The 21,229-nt window shown below is 68.2% G+C and carries 17 protein-coding genes and 1 tRNA gene; 8 read left to right on the forward strand and 10 right to left on the reverse strand.

All coding sequences use genetic code 11. The features are described 5' to 3' along the window. Positions 1–327: 327 nt before the first annotated feature. Positions 328–825 (forward strand): hypothetical protein, encoded by a 498-nt coding sequence (locus V5F59_RS19940; RefSeq protein WP_393976918.1) that lies wholly within the window; start codon positions 328–330, stop codon positions 823–825. A 113-nt stretch (positions 826–938) separates the two neighbouring features. Continuing rightward, positions 939–1,883: an alpha/beta fold hydrolase gene (locus V5F59_RS19945; RefSeq protein ID WP_393976920.1), complete on the forward strand. Its 945-nt coding sequence runs from the start codon at positions 939–941 to the stop codon at positions 1,881–1,883. A gap of 656 nt (positions 1,884–2,539) precedes the next feature. On the opposite strand, the gene hisN is transcribed toward V5F59_RS19945, so the two are convergent. Together hisN and V5F59_RS19955 are read right to left on the reverse strand one after the other, a co-directional pair. Beyond that, entirely contained in the window at positions 2,540–3,322 is a 783-nt protein-coding gene (gene hisN, locus V5F59_RS19950; RefSeq protein ID WP_393976922.1) for a histidinol-phosphatase, read from the reverse strand. 1,226 nt (positions 3,323–4,548) lie between these two features. After that, on the reverse strand, positions 4,549–5,436 hold the full coding sequence (locus V5F59_RS19955) for an N-formylglutamate amidohydrolase (RefSeq protein WP_393976924.1): 888 nt from the start codon (positions 5,434–5,436) through the stop codon (positions 4,549–4,551). A 157-nt stretch (positions 5,437–5,593) separates the two neighbouring features. Between V5F59_RS19955 and cpdR the strand changes: the two genes are divergently transcribed. The 3 genes from cpdR to hemH all read left to right on the forward strand — a co-directional run bounded on the left by cpdR (position 5,594) and on the right by hemH (position 7,343). Further along, positions 5,594–5,986: a cell cycle two-component system response regulator CpdR gene (gene cpdR / locus V5F59_RS19960; RefSeq protein ID WP_393976926.1), complete on the forward strand. Its 393-nt coding sequence runs from the start codon at positions 5,594–5,596 to the stop codon at positions 5,984–5,986. A gap of 62 nt (positions 5,987–6,048) precedes the next feature. Beyond that, positions 6,049–6,123 (forward strand) — tRNA-Val (locus V5F59_RS19965). 158 nt (positions 6,124–6,281) lie between these two features. Next, on the forward strand, positions 6,282–7,343 hold the full coding sequence (gene hemH, locus V5F59_RS19970; RefSeq protein WP_393976928.1) for a ferrochelatase: 1,062 nt from the start codon (positions 6,282–6,284) through the stop codon (positions 7,341–7,343). 9 nt (positions 7,344–7,352) lie between these two features. On the opposite strand, the gene V5F59_RS19975 is transcribed toward hemH, so the two are convergent. Continuing rightward, on the reverse strand, positions 7,353–8,231 hold the full coding sequence (locus V5F59_RS19975) for a methylated-DNA--[protein]-cysteine S-methyltransferase (protein ID WP_393977088.1): 879 nt from the start codon (positions 8,229–8,231) through the stop codon (positions 7,353–7,355). Between the two features lie 157 nt (positions 8,232–8,388). Next, positions 8,389–9,162, reverse strand: a complete 774-nt coding sequence (locus V5F59_RS19980) for an SDR family NAD(P)-dependent oxidoreductase (RefSeq protein ID WP_393976930.1) — start codon at positions 9,160–9,162, stop codon at positions 8,389–8,391. Between the two features lie 301 nt (positions 9,163–9,463). On the opposite strand from V5F59_RS19980, the gene V5F59_RS19985 reads away from it, so the two are divergent. Beyond that, positions 9,464–10,024 carry a protease inhibitor Inh/omp19 family protein gene (locus tag V5F59_RS19985; RefSeq protein ID WP_393976932.1) on the forward strand — a complete coding sequence of 187 codons (561 nt, stop codon included), beginning with the start codon at positions 9,464–9,466 and terminating at the stop codon, positions 10,022–10,024. A 21-nt stretch (positions 10,025–10,045) separates the two neighbouring features. On the opposite strand, the gene bluB is transcribed toward V5F59_RS19985, so the two are convergent. Continuing rightward, a complete protein-coding gene (gene bluB / locus V5F59_RS19990; protein WP_393976934.1) occupies positions 10,046–10,726 on the reverse strand; it encodes a 5,6-dimethylbenzimidazole synthase in 681 nt (226 codons plus the stop codon). 308 nt (positions 10,727–11,034) lie between these two features. Between bluB and V5F59_RS19995 the strand changes: the two genes are divergently transcribed. Then, positions 11,035–12,468, forward strand: a complete 1,434-nt coding sequence (locus V5F59_RS19995; protein ID WP_393976936.1) for an NAD-dependent succinate-semialdehyde dehydrogenase — start codon at positions 11,035–11,037, stop codon at positions 12,466–12,468. Positions 12,469–12,528: 60 nt separating this feature from the next. On the opposite strand, the gene V5F59_RS20000 is transcribed toward V5F59_RS19995, so the two are convergent. The 5 genes from V5F59_RS20000 to V5F59_RS20020 all read right to left on the reverse strand — a co-directional run bounded on the left by V5F59_RS20000 (position 12,529) and on the right by V5F59_RS20020 (position 19,431). Further along, a complete protein-coding gene (locus V5F59_RS20000; RefSeq protein ID WP_393976938.1) occupies positions 12,529–13,725 on the reverse strand; it encodes an amidohydrolase family protein in 1,197 nt (398 codons plus the stop codon). 179 nt (positions 13,726–13,904) lie between these two features. Beyond that, positions 13,905–14,678 (reverse strand): ferredoxin--NADP reductase, encoded by a 774-nt coding sequence (locus V5F59_RS20005; protein ID WP_393976940.1) that lies wholly within the window; start codon positions 14,676–14,678, stop codon positions 13,905–13,907. 30 nt (positions 14,679–14,708) lie between these two features. Continuing rightward, a complete protein-coding gene (gene fdxA, locus V5F59_RS20010) occupies positions 14,709–15,038 on the reverse strand; it encodes a ferredoxin FdxA (RefSeq protein ID WP_393977090.1) in 330 nt (109 codons plus the stop codon). Positions 15,039–15,379: 341 nt separating this feature from the next. Next, entirely contained in the window at positions 15,380–18,931 is a 3,552-nt protein-coding gene (locus V5F59_RS20015) for a molybdopterin cofactor-binding domain-containing protein (protein WP_393976942.1), read from the reverse strand. Beyond that, positions 18,928–19,431 (reverse strand): (2Fe-2S)-binding protein, encoded by a 504-nt coding sequence (locus V5F59_RS20020; RefSeq protein WP_393976944.1) that lies wholly within the window; start codon positions 19,429–19,431, stop codon positions 18,928–18,930. Before V5F59_RS20020 ends, V5F59_RS20015 begins: the two co-directional genes overlap by 4 nt. 307 nt (positions 19,432–19,738) lie before the next feature. Here V5F59_RS20020 and V5F59_RS20025 point away from each other — a divergent pair, with 307 nt between their 5' ends. Next, on the forward strand, positions 19,739–21,229 hold the full coding sequence (locus tag V5F59_RS20025; RefSeq protein WP_393976946.1) for a 6-hydroxynicotinate reductase: 1,491 nt from the start codon (positions 19,739–19,741) through the stop codon (positions 21,227–21,229).

Consider the following 21,229-nt stretch of genomic DNA (forward strand, 5'->3'; position numbering starts at 1 on the left):
CATGAAGCCGGGCCCGGGTTCGGCGCCGCCAGGGATCTGCCCGGCGCCGTTTTCGATGTGGGAAGAGGCCCCCGGGCCGTCAAGGGACGGCGAGCCACCCGCACGGCCCGCCGCGAACCTGAACGGCGGATGAATGCCGGCGTCGGCCCGCGTTCAAGCGGGGGGCCTAAACTCGCCCGGAGCGTTTTCGAGCGAAGTGGAAACCGGGCCGCGTCCGGAAGGCGCGGCGGCGCGATGCGGCCGGGCGCTGGCCCGATTCCATGAAGCGGGGACACGCTCGAGACAACAGGCCTCCAACCGCCGCGGGCGGAACGAGAGGAGCGGGCGATGCGGGCGCTTGTGGCTGCCGTCTCGGCGATCATCCTGGCGATGCTGGGCGCGCCGGCCGCCCGCGCCGAGTGCGCCCTGCCCGAAGCGGCCGCAGGCATCGCGCCGCCGGCCGTCACGCTCCCGCGGCTCGACGCCCGGGCTGCCGATGCCCACGTCGCCGCGCGCCTGCTGCCCGCCCCGCCGCCGCTGCGGCTCGCCGACGAGATGCCCTCCACCCGCGCGCCGTCGGCTCTCACCCTGACCGAGCCGAACCCCTACAAGCCCTACACCACCCACACCCCCGCCCAGGGCGAGGGGCGCGCGCCGCTGCGGCCGGCGGACGTGGCCGCCCACCTGAGGGCACGCGGCTTCGTGGACGTGAGCGAGGTGCGCCAGCGCGGCCGCGCCTTCCTCGCGGAAGCCACCGGCCCAAGGGGAGAGCGCGTGCGCCTGGTGGTGGATGCCTCTTCCGGGGAGATCAGCGGCATGCAGGTGATCGGCTTCGGGCCGCGCTGAACGGCACCCGATGGCAGTCCCGGACGAGGGTGCGTGATTGTGGCGGATGCCGCGAGCGTGTAACCCTGCCGGAAGAGCCTTACCGCTTCCCGCCGCACGTTGCGCGAGCCGCCATGACCCTGTTCGCCCTTCCGAACCACCCGGTGCCCGATGGCTGCGTTGATGGCGAGCTGATCGCCGCAGACGGGGTGAAGCTGCGCTATGCCCGCTGGATGCCGGAGGGCGCCTCGAAGGGCACGATCGCCCTCCTCACCGGCCGCACCGAATTCATCGAGAAATATTTCGAGGTGGTGCGGGAGCTGCGCTCGCGCGGGTTCGCCGTGGCCATGCTGGACTGGCGCGGCCAGGGCGGCTCCCAGCGCCTGCTGCGCAACCGGTTGAAGGGCCACGTGCCGCGCTTCTCCGATTATGTGCTCGACCTGGAGGTGTTCGCCCGCGAGGTGCTGCTGCCCGATTGCCCGCCGCCGCATTTCGCCCTGGCCCATTCCATGGGCGGCACGGTAGCCCTGCTCTCGGTGCTGGCCGGCCACCGCTGGTTCGACCGCATGGTGCTGAGCGCGCCCATGCTGGGCATCGAGGCGATTCCCCTGCCCGACCTCGTGCGCCCGCTGGCCACGGTGCTCGCCCATGTGGGCTTTGCCCGGGCCTATGTGCCGGGCGGGCAAGGCAAGCCCATGTCGCGCCGCCGCTTCGAGGGCAACCCGCTGACCACCGACCGCGCCCGCTTCGAGCGCACGCAGGAGCTGCTGCGGGCGCACCCTTCCCTCGATCTCGGCGCGCCCACCCTCGGCTGGCTGTCCTCCGCTTATGCCGCCATGGCGGAGATCACCCATCCCGATACGATCCCGCGCATCCGCCAGCCGCTGCTCATCATCGCCGCCGGGGGCGACCAGCTGGTGTCCAACACGGCGATCGAGCATTTCTCCGCCCGGCTGATCGCCGGCGCCCATGTGGTGGTGCCGGCCAGCCGGCACGAGCTGCTGGCCGAGCGGGACATCTTCCGCGCCCAGTTCTGGGCCGCCTTCGACGCCTTCATCCCCGGCACGCCGATCCTGTGAACGGAAGGCCGGGGCTTCCGGCGCGGGTGGCGATCCAGAGGGCAGGCGCCGGGCATGGCCGGCGTGCCGGCCCGCTGCGCCTCCCCGGCGCGCTGTTGCGTTCAGGGAAGCGCCTGCGGATGCCGCGCAGATGGAAAGGGCGCGCAGCGCAGCCGCAACGCTTCCCTTTTGCACCGCCGGCGGGCGCCCAGTTCCCCGCCGGGAGACAACGGGAGCTGACACGCCCGAAAGCGAACGTTTGAGCGACGGCGCTCGCAGGTTCGCCCTGATGCGCGTCATCCGTCAGGCGGCACAAGAGCTTTTGGCGCATGACCAGGGGGCCACAGCGATGCGGGCTGGGCTGTCCGCTTCCCGTCGCCTCCATCCGCGCTGTCCACTCGCGGGCCCTCGAAACGTCGCGAATTTTGGCCCGAAGTCCCCGGGGCCAATTGTAGCGTTCAAGAACGCGCACCCGGAGGCAGCTCAGGCGGTGAGGGCGCGCAGCGCTTCCCGGTCCCTGCGTTCGAGGACGCGCACCCGGAGGCAGGTCGGCGGTGAGGGCGCGCAGCGCTTCCCGGCCCCTGCGTTCGAGGACGCGCACCCGGAGGCAGGTCAGGCGGTGAGGGCGCGCAGCGCTTCCCGGTCCCTGCGTTCGACGACGCACACCCGGAGGCAGGTCAGGCGGTGAGGGCGCGCAGCGCTTCCTCATGAACCTTGCGGCTGCCCGCCGCCACCACCCGGCCGCCGGCCACCGGGGAGGTGCCCTCCCAGCTGGTGACGATACCACCCGCGCCCTCGATGATGGGCACCAGCGCGATGATGTCGTGGTCGTGCAGCTCGGTCTCGATCACCAGATCCACCAGGCCCGCCGCCACCATGCAATAGGCATAGCAATCTCCGCCGTAGCGGGAGAGGCGAACCCGCTCCTCCACCCCCTCGAAGGCCGCGCGGTCCTCCTTGTTCATGAGGCGCGGGCTGGTGGTGAAGAGGATGGCGTCCTCCAGGCGGCCACAGTCGCGGGCGGTGAGGATGCGCTCTCCCGCCGGGCCGCGATAGCGCGCAACCCCGCCGTCGCCGAAGAAGCGCTCGCCGATGAAAGGCTGGTGCATCATGCCGTAGACCGGGTCCCCCTCCTTCAAAAGGCCGATCAGCGTGCCCCAGGCGGGCAGGCCGGCGATGAAGGACTTGGTGCCGTCGATGGGGTCGAGGGCCCAGGTGTAGGGCGCCTCCGCGACCACGTTCTCGAACTCCTCGCCGATGATGCCATGGGCGGGGAAGGTCTCGCGGATGAGCTTGCGCATCACCTGCTCGGCCGCCCGGTCCGCCGCCGTGACCGGATCGAAGGCGCGGCCCGCGCTCTTGTCCTCCACCCCGAGGGCGGTGCGGAAGAAGGGCAGGATCGCTTCGCCGGAAACGGTGGCGAGCTTGTGGACGAAGGCGTCGAAATCGACGGCGGTCATGGCGGCTCCGGAAATGGACGAGGCATCGGCACCGTCCCTCCGGCTCCGCGACCCGAGGGGGTTCGCCCGGAACCCCGCCGAAGGCATCGAACCGGCCGGCGAAGGCATGCCGAACCCCGTGAACGTCTGGAAGTCAGCGCGCCGCCCGGAACCCCGGCGCAGCCGGCCCGTCCGGCGCCTGCCCTTCAGCCGGCAAGAAAGCGCGCATGCCCGGGACTGCCAAGGGAAAAGTGCGCCGGAGCGGGCCGGAGCCCCCTCCGTGCAGCGCACCACGCTGGCAAGCGGACGGGCATTCCCGGGAGGCAATCGCGCAAGGATTATGCACGACCCCTCGGAAAGCCTTGGATATGAAATGATTTAAACACGCGCGCGGTGCCCAAACTATCGGCCGGGAGGCATCTTGAAGCCGACCACCGATCCGCGCATATTGATGCGGCGCGGCAATGCTTGTTGCAGTGCCGCTGCCCTCCTTGGGCGTTTCCTCCCTAGACTTGGGCCGCAGCGAATTTCGCGAGCGGCCCCTTTCTTTTTCAGCCCGGCTGTCCCGCCGGTGCTCCAACGCCCCTGCCCTATCGCCCTGCCTTTGGGCTCTTCCATCCCATCAGGAACCGCGCTGCTGCCGCGGGCCATCGCGCCATGTCGGGCGGCCGAGTCGCCTCGCGAAGCGATATTCGCATTCACGAGGCGTGCGCACTGCGACATGCACATGCGGCGACGCAGTCGGCAGCCTCAAGAAAAGCCGTTGGATAACAACGACTTGCTCTGGCATACCAGACTGCGACAAACGCGCACTTGATTTTCGGCAGCGCACTGGGCTATTTGTGCATTGCGACATGGCGATTGGCGTCGCTGTGTCGCTGCCCTCCTTGGGCGTTTCCTCCCTAGACTTGGGCCGTTCGCTCACGCGGACGGCCCCTTTCTTTTTGGGGCCGGCTCTCTCAGGAGCCTTCTGTGGCCCGGACATTCCGGCTTCAGCGCCGCATTCCCCCTCGAACACGTTGTTCTTGCGCACACACTGCTCTTGCGCACTCCGAGCCCGTGGGTACGTCCACCGGGCCCGCAGAACCTTATTCCATTCACAGCGCCATAAACGCCGGGCTCAACGACAAAAGCCTCCGCGCGGCCTTTCGGACGCTGCTGGGCGACCCCCAATCGGAGCATGGCGATAGTCGTAACCTTGCCATTCGAAAAACGCAAGGCACCAGGCTAATTTTTGCAAGGCTCTGTCATTCTGCTGCCGCACGCGGCGGCGCCAGGCCTTCCGCAACGGCAGAGAAAAGCACCGGCATCAGCGCGGCGAGATCCGCCTTAACCCTTGAGAAACCAGCATTTCGCTCATAAGCAGCCTCATCCATGTAAAGGCCACGGTTGAGCTCGATCTGCACGGCATGCAGGCCGGCGGACGGGTTGCCATAGTGCTCGGTGATATAGCCGCCGGCATAAGGCTTGTTGCGCACCACCCGATAGCCCCGGGCCACCAGAGCCGTCTCGATGGTCTCCGTCACCAGCTCCGAGCAACTGGTCCCGTAGCGGTCGCCGATCACGAAATCCGCCCGAACCGCGTCATCGCGGCTGGAGGTGGAAGGCATGGAGTGGCAATCGACCAGCACGGCGTGGCCCCATTGCCGCTGGGTGCGGGCGATGAGACGACGCAAAGCCTGATGATAGGGCTTGTAATAGGCCTCGATGCGGTCGAGCGCCTCGCTCACCGCCAACCGGCGCGGATAGATCTCCTGCGCGTCGCCCACCACGCGGGCGATGGTGCCCAGCCCGCCGGAAACACGAATGGACCGCGTATTCGCAAAAGGCGGCAGCCGACCGTCGAACATGCGCGGGTCGAGCTCGTAGGGCTCGCGGTTGAGATCGAGGAAAGCGCGCGGGAACAGCGCCCGCATCAGCGGCGCGCCCGCCGTCACCGCATCCGCGAACAGCTCGTCGACGAAGGTGTCCTCCGAGCGGCGCAGGGTCTGGAAGTCCAGCCGCGCCTGCTCGACGAAGCCGCGCGGATAGATGCGGCCCGAATGGGGGGAGTTGAAAACGAAGGGCGCCGCGGCTTCGGCCGGAGCGAGCACCTCGAAGGCGGGTTCTACGGTGTCAGCGAGACAGGCGGTCATCGAGAACCCAGCACCTTGGAATCATTCCAGAAAAATAGATCGAGGCCCAGCCATCATGGCCGGTCCGCCCGGCTCTTGTGAAGAGGCGGCGCAACTTTCACTTCGAATTTACCCGATTGGGGCAGACAAGTCATATGCACCCCGGCCCCGCCGGGGAATGACCGAACACGACATCAGGGGAAATGGCGTGCCCAAAATCCTGCTCGCCGAAGACGACAACGACATGCGCCGGTTTCTCGTCAAGGCGCTGCAGAATGCGGGCTACTCAGTGGCCTCCTGCGACAACGGACGCTCCGCCTATGAGCGCATGCGCGAAGAGCCCTTCGAGCTGCTGCTCACCGACATCGTGATGCCGGAGATGGACGGCATCGAGCTCGCCCGCCGGGCCACCGAGCTCGATCCGGACCTGAAGGTGATGTTCATCACCGGATTCGCCGCCGTGGCGCTGAATTCCGATGGCGAGACGCCCACCGAGGCGAAGGTGCTCTCCAAGCCCTTCCATCTGCGCGATCTCGTCCATGAAGTGGGAAAGATGCTGGCGGCAGCCTGATCATCCACACCCCCGCCTTGCCTCCGGCGATTCAAGTCGATATAGAGGCGGCTCCTGCGAGGGGGCGCGTAGCTCAGCGGGAGAGCACTACGTTGACATCGTAGGGGTCACAGGTTCGATCCCTGTCGCGCCCACCATCCCTCACCCAGCCTTTCAGGCACCGGCCCGGGACCGCCATCCGGCGGGTCTCCCGGCGCGTAGATGCGGGCGACGGCGCCTGCGGTGCCGCATTGACGCGCGAATTGCCGACCGCCATTCCGGTGGGCCATCTCGCCGCCGATCAGGTGAGGAGCTGATGACGACGCCTGTGCCCGCATTTTCCCCCGACATGACGCACCTGTCCGCCGACCATCCGAAGGTCGCGTGCGGCCGCATCGGCGTGCTGATCGTCAATCTCGGCACGCCCGAGGGCACCGATTACTGGTCCATGCGGGCCTACCTGAAGGAGTTCCTCTCGGACCGGCGCGTCATCGAGGCGAATCGGGTCGTGTGGTGGTTCGTCCTCAACGCCATCATCCTCACCAGGCGCCCGGGGCCGAAGGGGCGTGATTACGCGAGCATCTGGAACACAGAGCGTGATGAAGGGCCGCTGAAGACCATCACCCGCGCCCAGGCGGAAAAGCTCGCCGCCCATCTCGCCGGCATCGACGGGCGCATCGTGGTGGACTTCGCCATGCGCTACGGCAAGCCGCCCATCGCCGAGCGCCTCGCGGCGCTGCAGGCGCAGGGGTGCGAGCGCATCCTGCTGGTGCCGCTCTATCCGCAATATTCGGCCGCGACATCCGCCACCGTATGCGACGAGGCCTTCGACGCGCTGAAGGAAATGCGCTGGCAGCCGACGCTCCGCGTTGCCCCGCCCTGGCATGATGACCCGGTCTATATCGATGCCGTGGCGAACGATCTGGAACGGCGCCTCTCGGAGCTCGATTTCGAGCCGGAGGTGATTCTCGCCTCCTTCCACGGCGTGCCGAAATCCTACCTGCTGAGGGGAGATCCCTATCACTGCCAGTGCGTGAAGACCGCGCGGCTGCTGCGGGCCCGCCTCGGCATGGACGAGACGCGCCTCAAGCTCACCTTCCAATCGCGCTTCGGGCGGGAGGAATGGCTGAAGCCCTATACGGACGAGACGGTGAGATCCCTCGCCGAGAGCGGCGTGAAGCGGCTCGCGGTGTTCAATCCCGGCTTCGTCGCCGACTGCCTGGAGACCCTGGAGGAGATCGGGGTCGAGAACCGCGAGATCTTCCTGCACCATGGCGGCGAGAAGTTCGCCGCCATTCCCTGCCTCAACGCGGGCGACGAAGGCATGCGCGTTCTGACCAGCGTGGTGGAACGGGAGCTGAAAGGCTGGGTCGGCTGAGCCCGGCCGCTACTCCCCCGCAGGCTCCACCTTCCCCGCCTCCCAGCCGAGTATGGCGCGCTTGCGGGTGAGGCCCCAGTGGTAGCCGGTCAGGTCCCCGCTCTTGCCGATGACGCGATGGCACGGCACCACGAAGGAGATGGGGTTGCGCCCGATGGCCGCGCCCACCGCCCGCGCCGCCCTGGGCTTGCCCACGTGCTCGGCGATGCTGGAATAGGTGGTGGCCCGGCCCATGGGAATGCGCAGCAGGGTCTCCCACACCTTGATCTCGAAATCCGTGCCGATGAAGACGATCCGCAGCGGCTGGTCGCCGAGCCAGGAGGCCGGATCGAAGATGCGCGCCACCAGCGGGGCGGTCGCGGCCGGATCCTCCACATAGGTGGCGTTCGGCCAGCGCCGGCGCATGTCGGCGAGGGCGGCCACCTCCTCGCCGGGATCCGCGAAGGCCAGCCCGCACAGCCCCCTTGGCGTGGACATGGCCAAGGACTGGCCGAAGGGCGAGGGGTGGAAGCCGAAACGGATCACCAGCCCCGCCCCGCCGGTCTTGAACTCGCCCGGCGACATGGCCTCATGCACCACGAAGAGATCGTGCAGGCGCCCCGGCCCGGACAGGCCCAGCTCCAGCGCGGCATCGAGCACATTCGGGCATTCGGAGACGATGCGGCGGGCCCGGTCGAGGGTCACCGCCTGGAGGAAGGCCTTGGGGGTCAGGCCGCACCAGCGGCGGAAAAGGTCCGTCAGCGCCCGGGACGAGACGCCGGCGGCGGCAGCGATCTCCTCCACCTCCGGCTGCTGGCGCATATGGCGCGAGATGTACTCCACCGCGCGGCGCACCACGTCATAGTCGCTGGCGGCGATGGCGAGCGGGGTGGCCGGGGTCGCGGTCATGGCGCGGCAGGACACGGGCAGGACGAGACCTGGGGGATCGAGCGCCAGCACGGGGCATCTCCTTCACATCGAGCGTGCCCTATCTGAGCAGAGCCGGCAAACCCGGCCCACCCGATTTCACCGCTCCATGCCATCCAGCCGCAGCGCGCCACCGGCGTCAGGCCGGATCGCGCTTCACCGCCAGCGGCGCGAAGGTCTGCTGGGCGGCCATGGATTCGATGCTGTTGATGTTCACGTGCCGCGGCAGGGTGCAGGCGAAGAACACCTGCTCGGCAATGTCCTCGCCGGTCATGGGCGCCATGTCGGCATAGACCTTCTCGGCGCGCCCGGCGTCGCCGGCGAAGCGCACGGAGGAAAATTCCGTTTCAGTGAGCCCGGGCTCGATATTGGTGACGCGCACGCCCTTGCCGGCCACGTCCGCATAGACGTTCATGGCGAAGAGCTTCACGAAGGCCTTGGAGGCGCCGTAGACGTTGCCGCCCGGATAGGCATAGGTGCCGGCCACGGAACCGGTGAACACCACATGCCCCTCGCGCCGGGCCACCATGGCCGGCAGGGTCGCCCGCACCGTGTAGAGGACACCGTTCACGTTGGTGTCCACCATGGTCTTCCAATCGTCGAGGCTCGCCTCATAGGCCGGCTCCAGCCCGCGGGCGAGACCGGCATTGGCGAACACCACGTTATAGGCATCGAACGGGGCCGGCAGGCTGGAAAAGGCGGTAAACGTCGCCGCCTCGTCGCGCACGTCCAGCTCCAGCGTGTGGACGAGGTCCCCGAACTCCGCCTTCAACCCCTCGAGGCGATCGGCCCGACGGCCCACGGCCACCACGCGTGCGCCCGCGCCAGCGAAGCGGCGCACGGTCGCAGCGCCGATGCCGGAGGTCGCTCCGGTGACGATCACGGTGAGGGTGCGGGGATCGAGCATGCTCATGGGGAGATTTCCTGCGCGGGGCAACAGCGGGGCGGAACGAGCGGACGGCGAAAATACCGCGCCCGCTGATAAACCGCCTTAACCATCCCGTCCATCCGCTGCGGCCCGCAGGTATCAAGGTAAATAGCCGCCTTGCTGCTGCCATGTTCTGCCGAAAGGGTGCCTCTTCACGCAGTTGCGAGCGGGGCGTCCGATCGTGGCGAGCGGTCCGAACGTTGATAGCGCATCATTGGCGCGCCGCCCCGAGTGGCGGAAGCACTGGTGACACGCTAGGGTTTGCGGGCACGTCCGGAGAGTGTGTATGCGGGTGGTTCTGGTATCGGCGGCGCTGGCGTTCGTCCTTGGGGGTTGCAGCACCGAGCTCGACGGCTTCGGGGCGAAGCCGTCCGCCGTAGCGGGCAATAGGGTTCTGACCGCGCCGACCGGCTCCGTGGAGAGCACGCCGGTGGCTGAGGCCGTGTCTGCCTCCACGGCCGAGACGGCGACGGGCGCCATCACGCCGCGCACTGCTGCCAACAACGTTCCCCTCACCCCGCCCCCGGCAAGCCCCACCGGCAATGCCTATGCCCCCACGGCTGCGAAGGAGCAGCTCTCCGGCGCCTGGAGCTTCGGCTGGGACAACGGGCGCAACACCTGCCCGCTCCGCCTCAGCACCGACCGCGGGCTGAACGGCCTGTCCGCCCAGGCGGACGTCTCCTGCCCCAGCGAGATCTTCATGACCAAGGGCTGGGACATGATGGGTCCGGACATCGTGCTGCAGAATCACCAGGGCAAGGTCACCGCCCGCCTGCAGCCCGCCGGACCGAACCGCTACGTGGGCCTCATCACCGACACCAACCAGCAGATCAGCCTGACGCGCTGATCTCGCGGCGGCATCCACAGCTCAGTCGCCCGCCGGCATGGGGTCGCGCCGGCCGAACTCCTCCTCGAAGACCAGCTCCTCCAGCGGCAGGCGCTTGCGCCAGCCGGCCCGCTCCAGGTCCGGCGTGGTCTCGAAATGGTCCACATAGCCGATGCACAGCAGCGCGATGGGCACGATGTGCTCGGGAATCGCCAGAATCGCGTGCAGGTCGGCGAGCGAGAGGATGGAGACCCAGCCCACGCCGAGGTTCTCGGCCCGCGCCGCAAGCCAGATGTTCTGCACGGCGCAGACCGTGGAATAGACATCCATCTCGCTCTGGTGCGTGCGCCCCAGCACCACCGGCCCCGCCCGCCCCCGCTCGCAGGTGACGCACAGCAGCACCGGTGCTTCCCTCAGCCCTTCCAGCTTGAGCGAGCGATAAAGCGTCGCCCGCTCATCCTCGAACATGGCCGCTGCCTCCGCGTTGGCGCGGATGAAGGCGGCATGCAGCGCCTCCTTGGTGGCCGCCGCGCGGATGACGATGAAATTCCACGGCTGCAGAAAGCCCACCGATGGCGCCGCGTGGCCGGCACTCAGGACCCGGCCGAGCACCGCATCGGGCACCGGCTCAGGCAGGAAATTGCGCCGGACATCCCGCCGCTCGGCGATGCAGCGGTAGATGGCGGCGCGCTCCTCGGGAGAGAAGCTCTCGTCCCTGCTCATGCGCTGGGCCTCCCGTTCTTCTTGCGCACCATTCGGCGGCAAGCCAGCCATGAGGTCAAGGGAGAGGCCGAAGCTTCGCTCTGCGCGGCGCGCAATTGCGGCAGGCCCAGCCGGGCACTACCATGCACGCGCCGCCGCGCCTCGCGGCGCTGCCCAACCTCTCGGCACGGACGGATCCCTCCAGGCCAGCCTTCCTCCTCCGGCCCGCGCGCCCGCGCGGGTAAAACCGCCGAACCGCGGGGGAGCGCCCATGGGCGCCCCGAAGGCCCCGCGCCCGGCCAAGACCATGGATTCGCAAGGAGACGCTCATGTATCCCGATGTTCAGCTTCACATCGACGGTGTCTGGCGCGACGCAGAGGGTGCGCGCCGCATCCCGGTGATCAACCCCGCCACGGAGGAGCAGATCGGCACCGTCGCCCATTGCTCCATCAATGACCTCGACGAGGCCCTCGCCGCCACCACCCGCGGCTTCGAGGTCTGGAGCAAGGTCTCCGCCTTCGACCGCTCCAAGCTCATGCGCAAGGCGGCCGACCTGCTGCGCGAGCGCGCGGACGGCATTGCCCGCCTGATGACGCTGGAGCAGGGCAAGCCGCTCCCCGAAGCACGGGCCGAAACCCTGGCGGCGGCGGACGTCATCGACTGGTTCGCGGAAGAGGCCCGCCGCGCCTACGGCCGTGTGATCCCGGCCCGCGCGCCGGGCGTCTACCAGCTCGTCATCAAGGAGCCGGTGGGCCCGGTGGCGGCTTTCACGCCCTGGAACTTCCCCATCAACCAGGTGGTGCGCAAGCTGTGCGGCGCGCTCGCCGCCGGCTGCTCCATTATCGTGAAGGCGCCGGAAGAGACCCCCGCCTCCCCGGCCGAGCTGATCCGCGCGTTCGTGGACGTGGGCATTCCGAAGGGCGTCATCGGCCTTGTCTACGGTGTCCCGGCGGAGGTGAGCGAGTATCTCATCCCGCATCCGGTCATCCGCAAGATCACCTTCACCGGCTCCACCCCGGTGGGGAAGAAGCTGGCCGCGCTCGCCGGCGAGCACATGAAGCGCGTGACCATGGAGCTGGGCGGCCACTCCCCCGTCATCGTGTTCGACGACGCGGACGTGAAGGCGGCGGCCAGGCAGATCGCGACGGCCAAGTTCCGCAATGCCGGGCAGGTGTGCGTCTCCCCGACCCGCTACCTGATCCAGGAGAGGGTCTATGAGGAATTCGTGGACACCTTCGTCTCCGTAGCCAAGGCGGTGAAGGTGGGCAACGGCCTCGATGAGGGCACCACCATGGGCCCGCTCGCCAACGAGCGGCGCATCCCCGCCATGGAGGCGCTGATCGCCGACGCCCGCCAGAAGGGCGCGGAGGTCCCCGCCGGCGGCGCGCGCATCGGCAACAAGGGCTATTTCTTCGAGCCGACGGTGGTCACCGGTGTGAACCGCGACATGCGCATGATGAACGAGGAGCCTTTCGGCCCCCTCGCCATGATGCTGCCCTTCACCGATTTCGACGAAGCCGTCACCGAGGCGAACCGCCTGCCCTACGGCCTCGCCTCCTACGCCTACACACGCTCCGCCAAGACGGCGAACGCCATCGCCTCGCAGGTGCAGGCGGGCATGATGACCATCAACCACCTGGGCCTCGCGCTGCCGGAAGTGCCGTTCGGCGGCGTGAAGGATTCCGGCTACGGCTCCGAGGGTGGCTCCGAGGCCATCGAGGCCTATCTGAACCCGAAGTTCGTGTCCCAGGCGGGCATCTGAAACGAGAAAACCCGGCCGCAGCTTCCACCGCGGCCGGGTTTTCCTTTGCTGCTCGGGCCTTTACCTGACGACGAAGGGCATCCGCGTCGCCGGCGGCGTGTTGCGCGAGCGCTCGGTGCGCACGATGCCGTCGATGATGGTCATGCCGATGCCCGGCAGGTCGCCAAGGCGCACGCTGTCGAGGAGGGTGGTGCCCGCCGAGTGCTGGGCGGCATCCATGATGATGAAATCGGCGACCCGTCCCACCTCGATCATCCCGCAATCCAGGCTGCGCATGCGTGCCGTGTTGCCGGTGGCGAGGCAGAAGGCCTGCTCGGCCGGCAGATCGCCGAGCGACGACAACAGTGAGATCATGCGCAGGATGCCGAGCGGCTGGACGCCCGAGCCCGCAGGGCCGTCGGTGCCGAGGATCACCCGGTGCAGCTCGCCCATCTCGCGCGCCGTGCGCAGGGTGAAGAGGGCGGAGCGCTCGTTACCGTTGTGCACCAGCTCCAGGCCGCGCTTGCAGCCCTCGCAGATGCAGCGGATCTGACTGTCCGGCAGGGCCGTGTGGCCGCCATTGATGTGGCCCACCACGTCCGCGTCCGTCTCCAGCACCACATCCTTGTCGATGAGGCCCGAGCCCGCGATGGACGGTCCGCCGGTGTGGATGGTCGACTGGATGCCATACTTGCGCGCCCAGCCCACCATCTTGTTGGCAGTCGGGCCGTCCTTCACGCCGCCGAGGCCGATCTCGCCGAGGAGCTTCACGCCGGCGGCGGCAAGCTCCTTGAAGTCATTCTCCTCCATCTCATGCTCGATGACCGGGGCGCCGGCATGGAGCTTCACGCCACCGGGGCGGAAAGCGGAGAAGCTGCGCTGCGCCGTGATGGCGAGGGCCTTGATGCCGATGACGTCCTTCGGCCGCCCGGGATAATGCACCTCGCCCGCCGAGATCATGGTGGTGACGCCGCCATGCAGCGAGGAATCGATCCAGCTGACCTGGTTCTGGCGCGGCGTCCAGTCACCGGCGACGGGATGCACGTGGCTGTCGATGAGGCCGGGGGTGACGGTCGCGCCATTGGCATCCACCGTGGTGGTGGCCCCTTCCGTGTCCACGTCCTTCAAGCGGCCGATGGCGGTAATGCGCCCGTTCTCGGCGACGATGGTGTCCGCGTCGAGGATCGGCTTCTCGAGGTCACCACTCAGGATGAGGCCGATATTGCGGATGACAAGCTTGGTGGGGCCGGAAGGGGCGCCGGGGGCATCGTGGGCCATCTTGCTACTCCGGAAGCGGGCCGAGTGACCATGGAGGCGATCCATGAGAGCGCACCACTTGGGCGCGCTGATTGGGCGCCTCATTTGGGCAGTCCCGGCCTTTTATTTGTAGGCATATGAATGTTAGACCCGCGCACGGCGCTTGAGAACCGCGCGTGGGATTTTTTTCCCGACGCGGGTCAGCGCTCGGCGAAGGCCTTCTCCAGCACGAAATCGCCGGCCTCGCCGTGGTTGCCTTCCTCGAAGCCGCGCGCGCCGAGCATGGTGCGCAGCGCGCCCATCATCTGCGGCGATCCGCAGAGCATCACCCGGTCGCGCGCCTTGTCGAGGGGCGGCAGACCAGTGTCCTGAAACAGCTTGCCGCTTTCGATGAGGCTGGTGATGCGCCCCTGGTTGCGGAACGGCTCGCGGGTGACGGTCGGGTAATAAATGAGCTTCTCGGCCACATCCTCGCTCAGGAATTCATGGGCCAGAAGATCGTTCACGCTGCGCTCGCCATAGGCCAGCTCCGCCACGTGGCGGCAGCCATGCACCAGCACCACCTTCGCGAAGCGCTCATAGGTCTCCGGATCGCGGATGATGGAAAGGAACGGCGCAAGGCCGGTGCCGGTGCCCAGAAGGTAGAGGTTCTCGCCCTCGCGCAGGTTGTCGATGACGAGGGTGCCGGTGGCTTTGCGGCCCACGATGATCGCATCGCCTTCCTTCAGGTGCTGGAGGCGCGAGGTCAGAGGGCCGTCCGGCACTTTGATGGAATAGAATTCCAGCGTGTCCTCGTAGTTCGGGCTCACCACCGAGTAGGCGCGCAGCAGCGGCTTTCCGTCCACCTTGATGCCGATCATGGTGAACTCGCCATTGCGGAAGCGGAAGCCCGTGTCGCGCGTGGTGGTGAAGGAGAAGAGGCGGTCGGTCCAGTGGCGCACGCTGAGCACGCGCTCTTCCATCAGGTTGCTCATGGGACGGCTCCGGAGGGGAATGGTCGTGGATCAGGAGGAGGCGACCGGCGAAAACAGCGCGGCCTTGTCGCCCTTGCCGTTCCAGGCATCGGCATCGTCGGGTGGGGCGCCCTTCTCGGTGATGTTCGGCCACTTCGCCGCATATTCGGCATTCAGGGCGGTCCACGCGGCCGCGCGCGGATCCGTATCCGGCACGATGGCCGCGGCCGGGCACTCCGGCTCGCACACGCCGCAGTCGATGCACTCGTCCGGCTGGATCACCAGCATGTTCTCGCCAGCATAGAAGCAATCGACCGGGCAGACCGAAACGCAATCCATGTATTTGCAGCGGATGCAGCCATCGGTGACGACATAGGCCATGGGGGACGCCTTGCACATGGATGCGGGATCGGCCGCATCATTTTCATTTGTGTACAAATAAAATATGGACAGACCACCTGAGCTGTCAACGGTTTGAAGCACGCCCGAATGCGGATTTTTCGAGCAACCCTGCCGCAGGAAAGCGCACAGCGTGCCCAGGCTCGACCACGGATATCCCGGGCGCACGATGGGCGAAGCCGGCTTCGCTCGAAATGTCAGAGAGCGCTTCATCAAAAACTGGAAGCCGAAGCAAGGCTTCATACGTCGGGATCGCCCGCTAATTTTAAGATAGAGAACGCGTAATCCGATTCGATTGTGATGCAATCGGATCGGCGCGCGCTCTAATGCGCGGGTGCATTGCGCAGCCGCGCCACCTCCGCCTCGACCCCTTCCCAGACGGGCGCATCGGGAGCGAATTTCGCGCGAATGTAGCGCACCAGCGCCGCCACCTGCGTGTCGTCAAGACTGTCGCGGAAAGCCGGCATGTCGCCGAGATCCCGCGCGGCGGGCTCTGGAATGCCTTCCAGGATCACGCGAATGAGGTTGTCCGGCCGCGCCGCATGAACATTGCTGTTCAGGGACAGCGCGGGCCGCACGCCAAACATGGTCGGCCCGCTCTCGGCATGGCAGGCCGCGCAGGCGCCCTCGTAGAGCCGGCCGCCGAGGCTGTCGAGCGGCCGGAGCGAAGCGCTGGCCTTCGCCTCCAGCTCCGCCGCGCGGGCCGCCGGATCGGCAAGGCCAGGTCCCGCGAAGGATACCAGATAGACCGCCATGGCGCGGATGTCCGCGTCGGGAAGCGTCGAGAGTTCGCGGACCACCGGCGCCATGGGCCCGGCGGCGGTGCCGTGGAAGCGGGAAAAGCCCGTGCGCAGGTAGGCGTAGAGCTCCTCCTCCGTCCAGGGGATGGGAGCGGCGGAGAGCGCGGTAAGGGCGGGGGCCTCCCAGCCGTCCACCATGGCCCCGGCGAGCTTCGCCGCGCCATCCTTCTCCGCGCCAAGGAGGTTGCGCGGCGTGTGGCAAGCGCCGCAATGGCCCAGCCCTTCCACCAGATAGGCACCCCGGTTCCACTGCGGCGAACGGGCCGGCTCGGGCGCAAGCTGCCCCGTCCTCAGGAACAGCGCATTCCAGCCCGCAAGGAGCGGACGGAAGTTCAGCGGAAACGCCATCTTCGCCTCGGGTGTCGCGGCCGGGACCGCCGTCTGCGACATCAGATAGGCATAGAGGGCCTGAAGATCCGTGTCGGACGCCCTGGTGAAGGCGGTGTATGGGAAGGCGGGATAAAGGTGGCGCCCATCCCGCGAGATGCCCTCGCGCATGGCCCGCTCGAAAGCGGCATAGGACCAGCGGCCGATGCCGGTCTCAGGGTCCGGCGTGAGATTGGTGGAATAGACCGTGCCGAAGGGCGTCTCCATGGCGCGCCCGCCGGCGTTTGCCATTCCGCCGGGCACCGTGTGGCAGACAGCGCAATCCCCCAGCGCCGCGAGCTGTCGCCCACGTGCGATCATTTCCACTGAGAACTGGGCCGGATCCGGCGGGGAGATGGGGGCGATGGCGCCGCGGATGGGCAGAGCGAGCGCAGCCATGCCCAGGGCGCCGGCCAATGCCGCGCCCGCCAGGGCGAAGAGCGAGCGGCGCTTTTCTGGCGCGCGCACCGGGTCCCTGGGCGGCGCTTCCCCGGCAAGGGCGGCGCGCACCCGCTCGGGCGTGAAGGGCGGCTCGCGCATGCGTACGCCGGTGGCGTCGAAGATGGCGTTGGCGATGGCGGCCGCGCTCGGCACCGAGGCGGATTCGCCCGAGCCCAGGGGTGGATCATCCGGCCGCGGCATCAGCACCACGTTGATGACCGGCACCTCGGGAAAGGTAAGGATGGGATAGGCACCCCATTCCCGGCTCGCCACGGCCGAGTCGGTGAAGCCCACCTGCTCCTTCAGCACCCGGCTGGTGGACTGGATGACGTTGCCGTGGATCTGATGCTCGATGCCGGCAGGGTTGATCATGAGGCCGGAGTCCTGCCCCACCACCACCCGCCTCACCTTCACGTCTCCGGTGGTCCGGTTCACCTCCACCTCAGCCACCCAGGCCGACCAGGCCGCCCCGTAGCCCGGGAACTTCGAGTGCACGTAAAGGGCATAGGCAAAGCCCTGCCCGCGCACCACGTCGCCCTCCACCACCGTGCGCCGCGGCCCGGTGCGCGGCTCCCACCCGGCACGGGCGGCCACCTCCTTCACGAGGTCGACGGCGCGGGAATCGTGGAGGTGCCGCAGGCGATAGTCCACCGGGTCGACGCCCGCTTCCGTCGCCAGCTCATCGATATAGCTCTCGTGGGCGAAGGAATTGGGCAGCGCCGATACGCCCCGCAGCCAGGCGGCGCGGACGATGGGCGCCATGTCGTGCACCTTCACCCTGAGATTGTCATAGGCATAAGGCGGGATGGCGGTGCGGTCCCCCATCTCGAAGACGGGATTGTTGGCCGGCACTCGGCCCGTCAGCAGCAGCGCCAGCGTGACGGCGGCGTTGGAGGGATAGCGCGTGGCGAAATCGTAGGCGGCGGGCGTCCCGTCCGCATTCAGGCCACCGCGCACATCCATGAGCTGGGCGGCGCCTTTGGGCTCCCAGGCGTGCTCCTGCTCGCGCGTCAGCTGCACCCGTACCGGCCGCCCCACGGCGCGGGAGAGGAGCGCGGCATCCGCGGCCACGTCGTCGGCGCAGTTGCGGCCATAGCAGCCGGCCGCCTCGAAGCGGACGATCTCGACATCCTCTTCCCGAATGCCCAGGAGCACGGAGATGTCCACGCGCAGCGGGTAGGGATTCTGCGTGCCGGACCACACGCGCACACCATCCGGCCGCACGTCCGCGACCGCGCAGGAAGGGCCGATGGAGGCGTGCATCTGGAACGGCCAAACATAGGTACGGTCCATGGGAACCGCAGCATCCGCGCGGGCGCGCTCCACATCGCCGCGGTCGATGAGAACACGCTCGGTGGAAGGGTTCGTGCGCAGCGCCTGCGCCACGTCGCCGAGGTCCGGCAGCGCGGGCGGCGCCTTCCAGCGGACGACGAGGCGGCGGGCCGCTTCGGCCGCCTGCTCCTCCCGCTCGGCCACCACGCCGACGAAATCGCCCATGGTGACCACGGCCACCACGCCGGGGACGGAGGCAATGGAGGCCTCGTCCACAAAGATCAGGCTGTTGCCGATGAAGTCTCCCGCATCGATGCCGGCATAGGGCGGACGCACCACCCGCCCATGAAGCATGCCGGGCACGCGCACATCGTGCACATAGACGAGCTGGCCCGTGGCCTTGGCGGGGATGTCGACCCGCGGAACCCGCCGGCCCACCACGCGATGCTCGGAGGCGGGCTTCACCGCCACCGTCTCGGCGAGCAGCAGTCGATCTTCCCGCCCGGCGAGAAGCTCCGCGTAGGAGATGCCCGCATTGCCGCCCGCCCTGGGATGCACCACCCCATCGGTGACGGCGAGCTCCTCGGCCGGCAGGCCCAGGCGCGCCGCCGCCAAGGCGACGAGGTGATGGCGCGCCTGCGCCGCCGCCCGGCGCAAGGGAATAGCGGAGACCTGGATCGAATCGCTGGCGATGGTGGCGCCCTGGTTGGGCGTGCCGCCGGTGTGGCCGAGCACCATCAGCACCCGCTCGAAGGACACGTCCAGCTCCTCCGCCACGATCTGGGCGAGGGCGGTACGGATGCCGGTACCAAGGTCCACATGGCCGTTGAAGGCGGTGACCGCCCCGGCGTCATCCATGAACAGGAAGAGATCGAGGGCCCCCTCTCTCGGCGCCGCCGTGCGCTGAAGTCCGCCGACCACCTGCGCGGGACGCAGCACCGCAAGGCTGCCGGTGCGGGCGAGGAGGGATTGAGGAGACGGCGCTGGCTCGGTCATGATGCAGGAGCCTCGCCGGCGGGAACCGCCATCGCGCTCATCTCCGCGGCGGCGCGCATCACGGCGCGGAGGATCTCCACGTGCGTCCCGCAGCGACAGAGATTGTAGCGCAGGGCTTCCCGCACCTCATCGAGGGACGGATCGGGATGGCGCGCGAGGAACGAGGCCGCGGTCATGATCATGCCATTGAGGCAATAGCCGCACTGCGCCGCCTGCTCGGCGATGAAGGCCCTCTGCACCGGATGGGGCCGCTCGAGGGTGCCAAGCCCCTCCAGCGTGGTCACGCTCCGCCCCGCCACGCTGCCGAGCTTGAGGACACAGGCGCGTGCCGCAAGGCCGTCCACCAGCACGGTGCACGCGCCGCATTCGCCGAGACCGCAGCCGAACTTCGGTCCGTTGAGGCCGAGATCGTTGCGCAGCACGTAAAGCAGGGGCGTCTCGCGCGGCAGCGGAAAGGCGTGCATCATCCCGTTCACGATCAGGCTGACCGGCTCGGACATCTCACGCGGGCCCCACTGCCGGCGCATTGTTTCCGCCGCGGCGCCCGCGAAGGCGCAAGCATGGGTGTGCTGTCGGGGTCATGTCCGCCCTCTGGCTCGGTCGGAAGATCTCTCGTTGGGCAGATTGTTTCTATACTAATGAACTGCGTCAAGCGGTGCGTCAGCAATGCTGCCCTTTAATGCAGCGTGCCCGTTCCTTGTGCTTGACACCGGGCGGGACGCATATTTCATTAGTACACATATGAAATGCGCCGACCGCCGGCGTTCTGGTCCCGGCGCCGACCCGCGCCCCGGAGCTGTGAGCGACATGCCTGAAGATTCCATCGGCGCGCCCCGTTCCGCCGCAGACGACAAGATCCGCTGCGATGCCTGCCCGGTGATGTGCTACATCAAGCCAGGGATGACGGGGGCGTGCGATCGCTACGCCAACAATGCGGGAGAGCTGGTGCGCGTGGATCCCCACGTGGTCCTCGACCGGACGCTGGCCCTCGGGGGCACCGTGGTGCCCTTCCACCGCGACGGCGCGGACTGGGACGGCAAGCTTGTCGGCGGCGCTGAGACCTTCGTCACCGCCATCGGCGCCGGCACCACCTATCCCGACTACAAGCCCGCGCCCTTCATCGTCTCCGCCGAGGTGGAGGGCGTGGACATGGTGACGGTCGTGACCGAGGGCATCTTCAGCTATTGCGGCGTGAAGGTGAAGATCGACACCGACCGCTTCCTCGGCCCCGAGCAGGCCACCGTGCGCGCGGCGGGCGAGCCGGTGGGCCATGTGACCACCTCCGAATATGGCTCGCAGATGCTCTCTTTGGGCGGCGTGCATCACCTCACCGGCGGCGGCAAGAAGGAAGGCCGCGTCACCTGCGAGGCCTTGCTCGATCTGTGCAACGGCAAGGCCGTGGAGCTGACCATCGACGGCGGCTCCACCGTGGTGGTGGAGGCGGGCAAGCCGCCCATCGTCAACGGCGTTCAGGAAGAGCGCATGCGCGTGGGCTGCGGCTCGGCCACCATCGGCATGTTCGCCAAGCAATGGTTCGGCAAGGCCGACGAGGTGGTGGTGGTGGACGACCACATCACCGGGGTTCTCTCCGAGCACCAGGCAGGCAAGCTGCTCGGCGTCAGGGAGACCGGCATCCGGATGAAGGGCCGGCGCTCCACCCCCGGCCGGTACTTTCAGGTCGCCGACCCCGGCACCGGTTGGGGCGGCACCGACATCACCGATCCACTCGCCATCATCGGCCCGTTCGACCCGAAGGTGGCGTGGCCGGGCCTGCGACTGTTCTTCATCTCCACCACCGGCGAGCATGCGGCCTATTTCGAGCTCGACGACCAGCTGGCTCCCGTGGCGAAGGAAATGCCCGCGGATCTCGCCGCGTCCGCCGAGCGGGTGAAGGAGAATTGCGAGCCTGCCCTGTCCACCGTGCTGTTCATGGCGGGGGCCGGAGGCTCGCTGCGCTCCGGCGTCACCGAGAATCCGGTGCGACTGACCAAATCCGTGAAGGACGCCATCACCTATGTCACCTCCGGCGGCGCGCCGGTCTATGTCTATCCCGGTGGCGGCATCACCTTCATGGTGGATGTGACGCGCCTGCCCCAGAACGCCTTCGGCTATGTCCCGACACCGGCGCTGGTGGCGCCCATCGAGTTCACCCTGCGCCTCTCGGACTATGAGGCGCTCGGCGGGCACATGGCCGAAGTGCGCCCGGTCTCCTCCGTCCATGGCGACCTCCCGGTGGCGCCGCGGCCGGATAACCCATGGCCGCTGGCGCCCCAGAGCGCCAAGCGCTCGCACGGCTGA

It is taken from the genome of Xanthobacter nonsaccharivorans (genome assembly GCF_043194755.2).
Taxonomy (GTDB): Bacteria; Pseudomonadota; Alphaproteobacteria; order Rhizobiales; family Xanthobacteraceae; genus Xanthobacter; species Xanthobacter autotrophicus_G.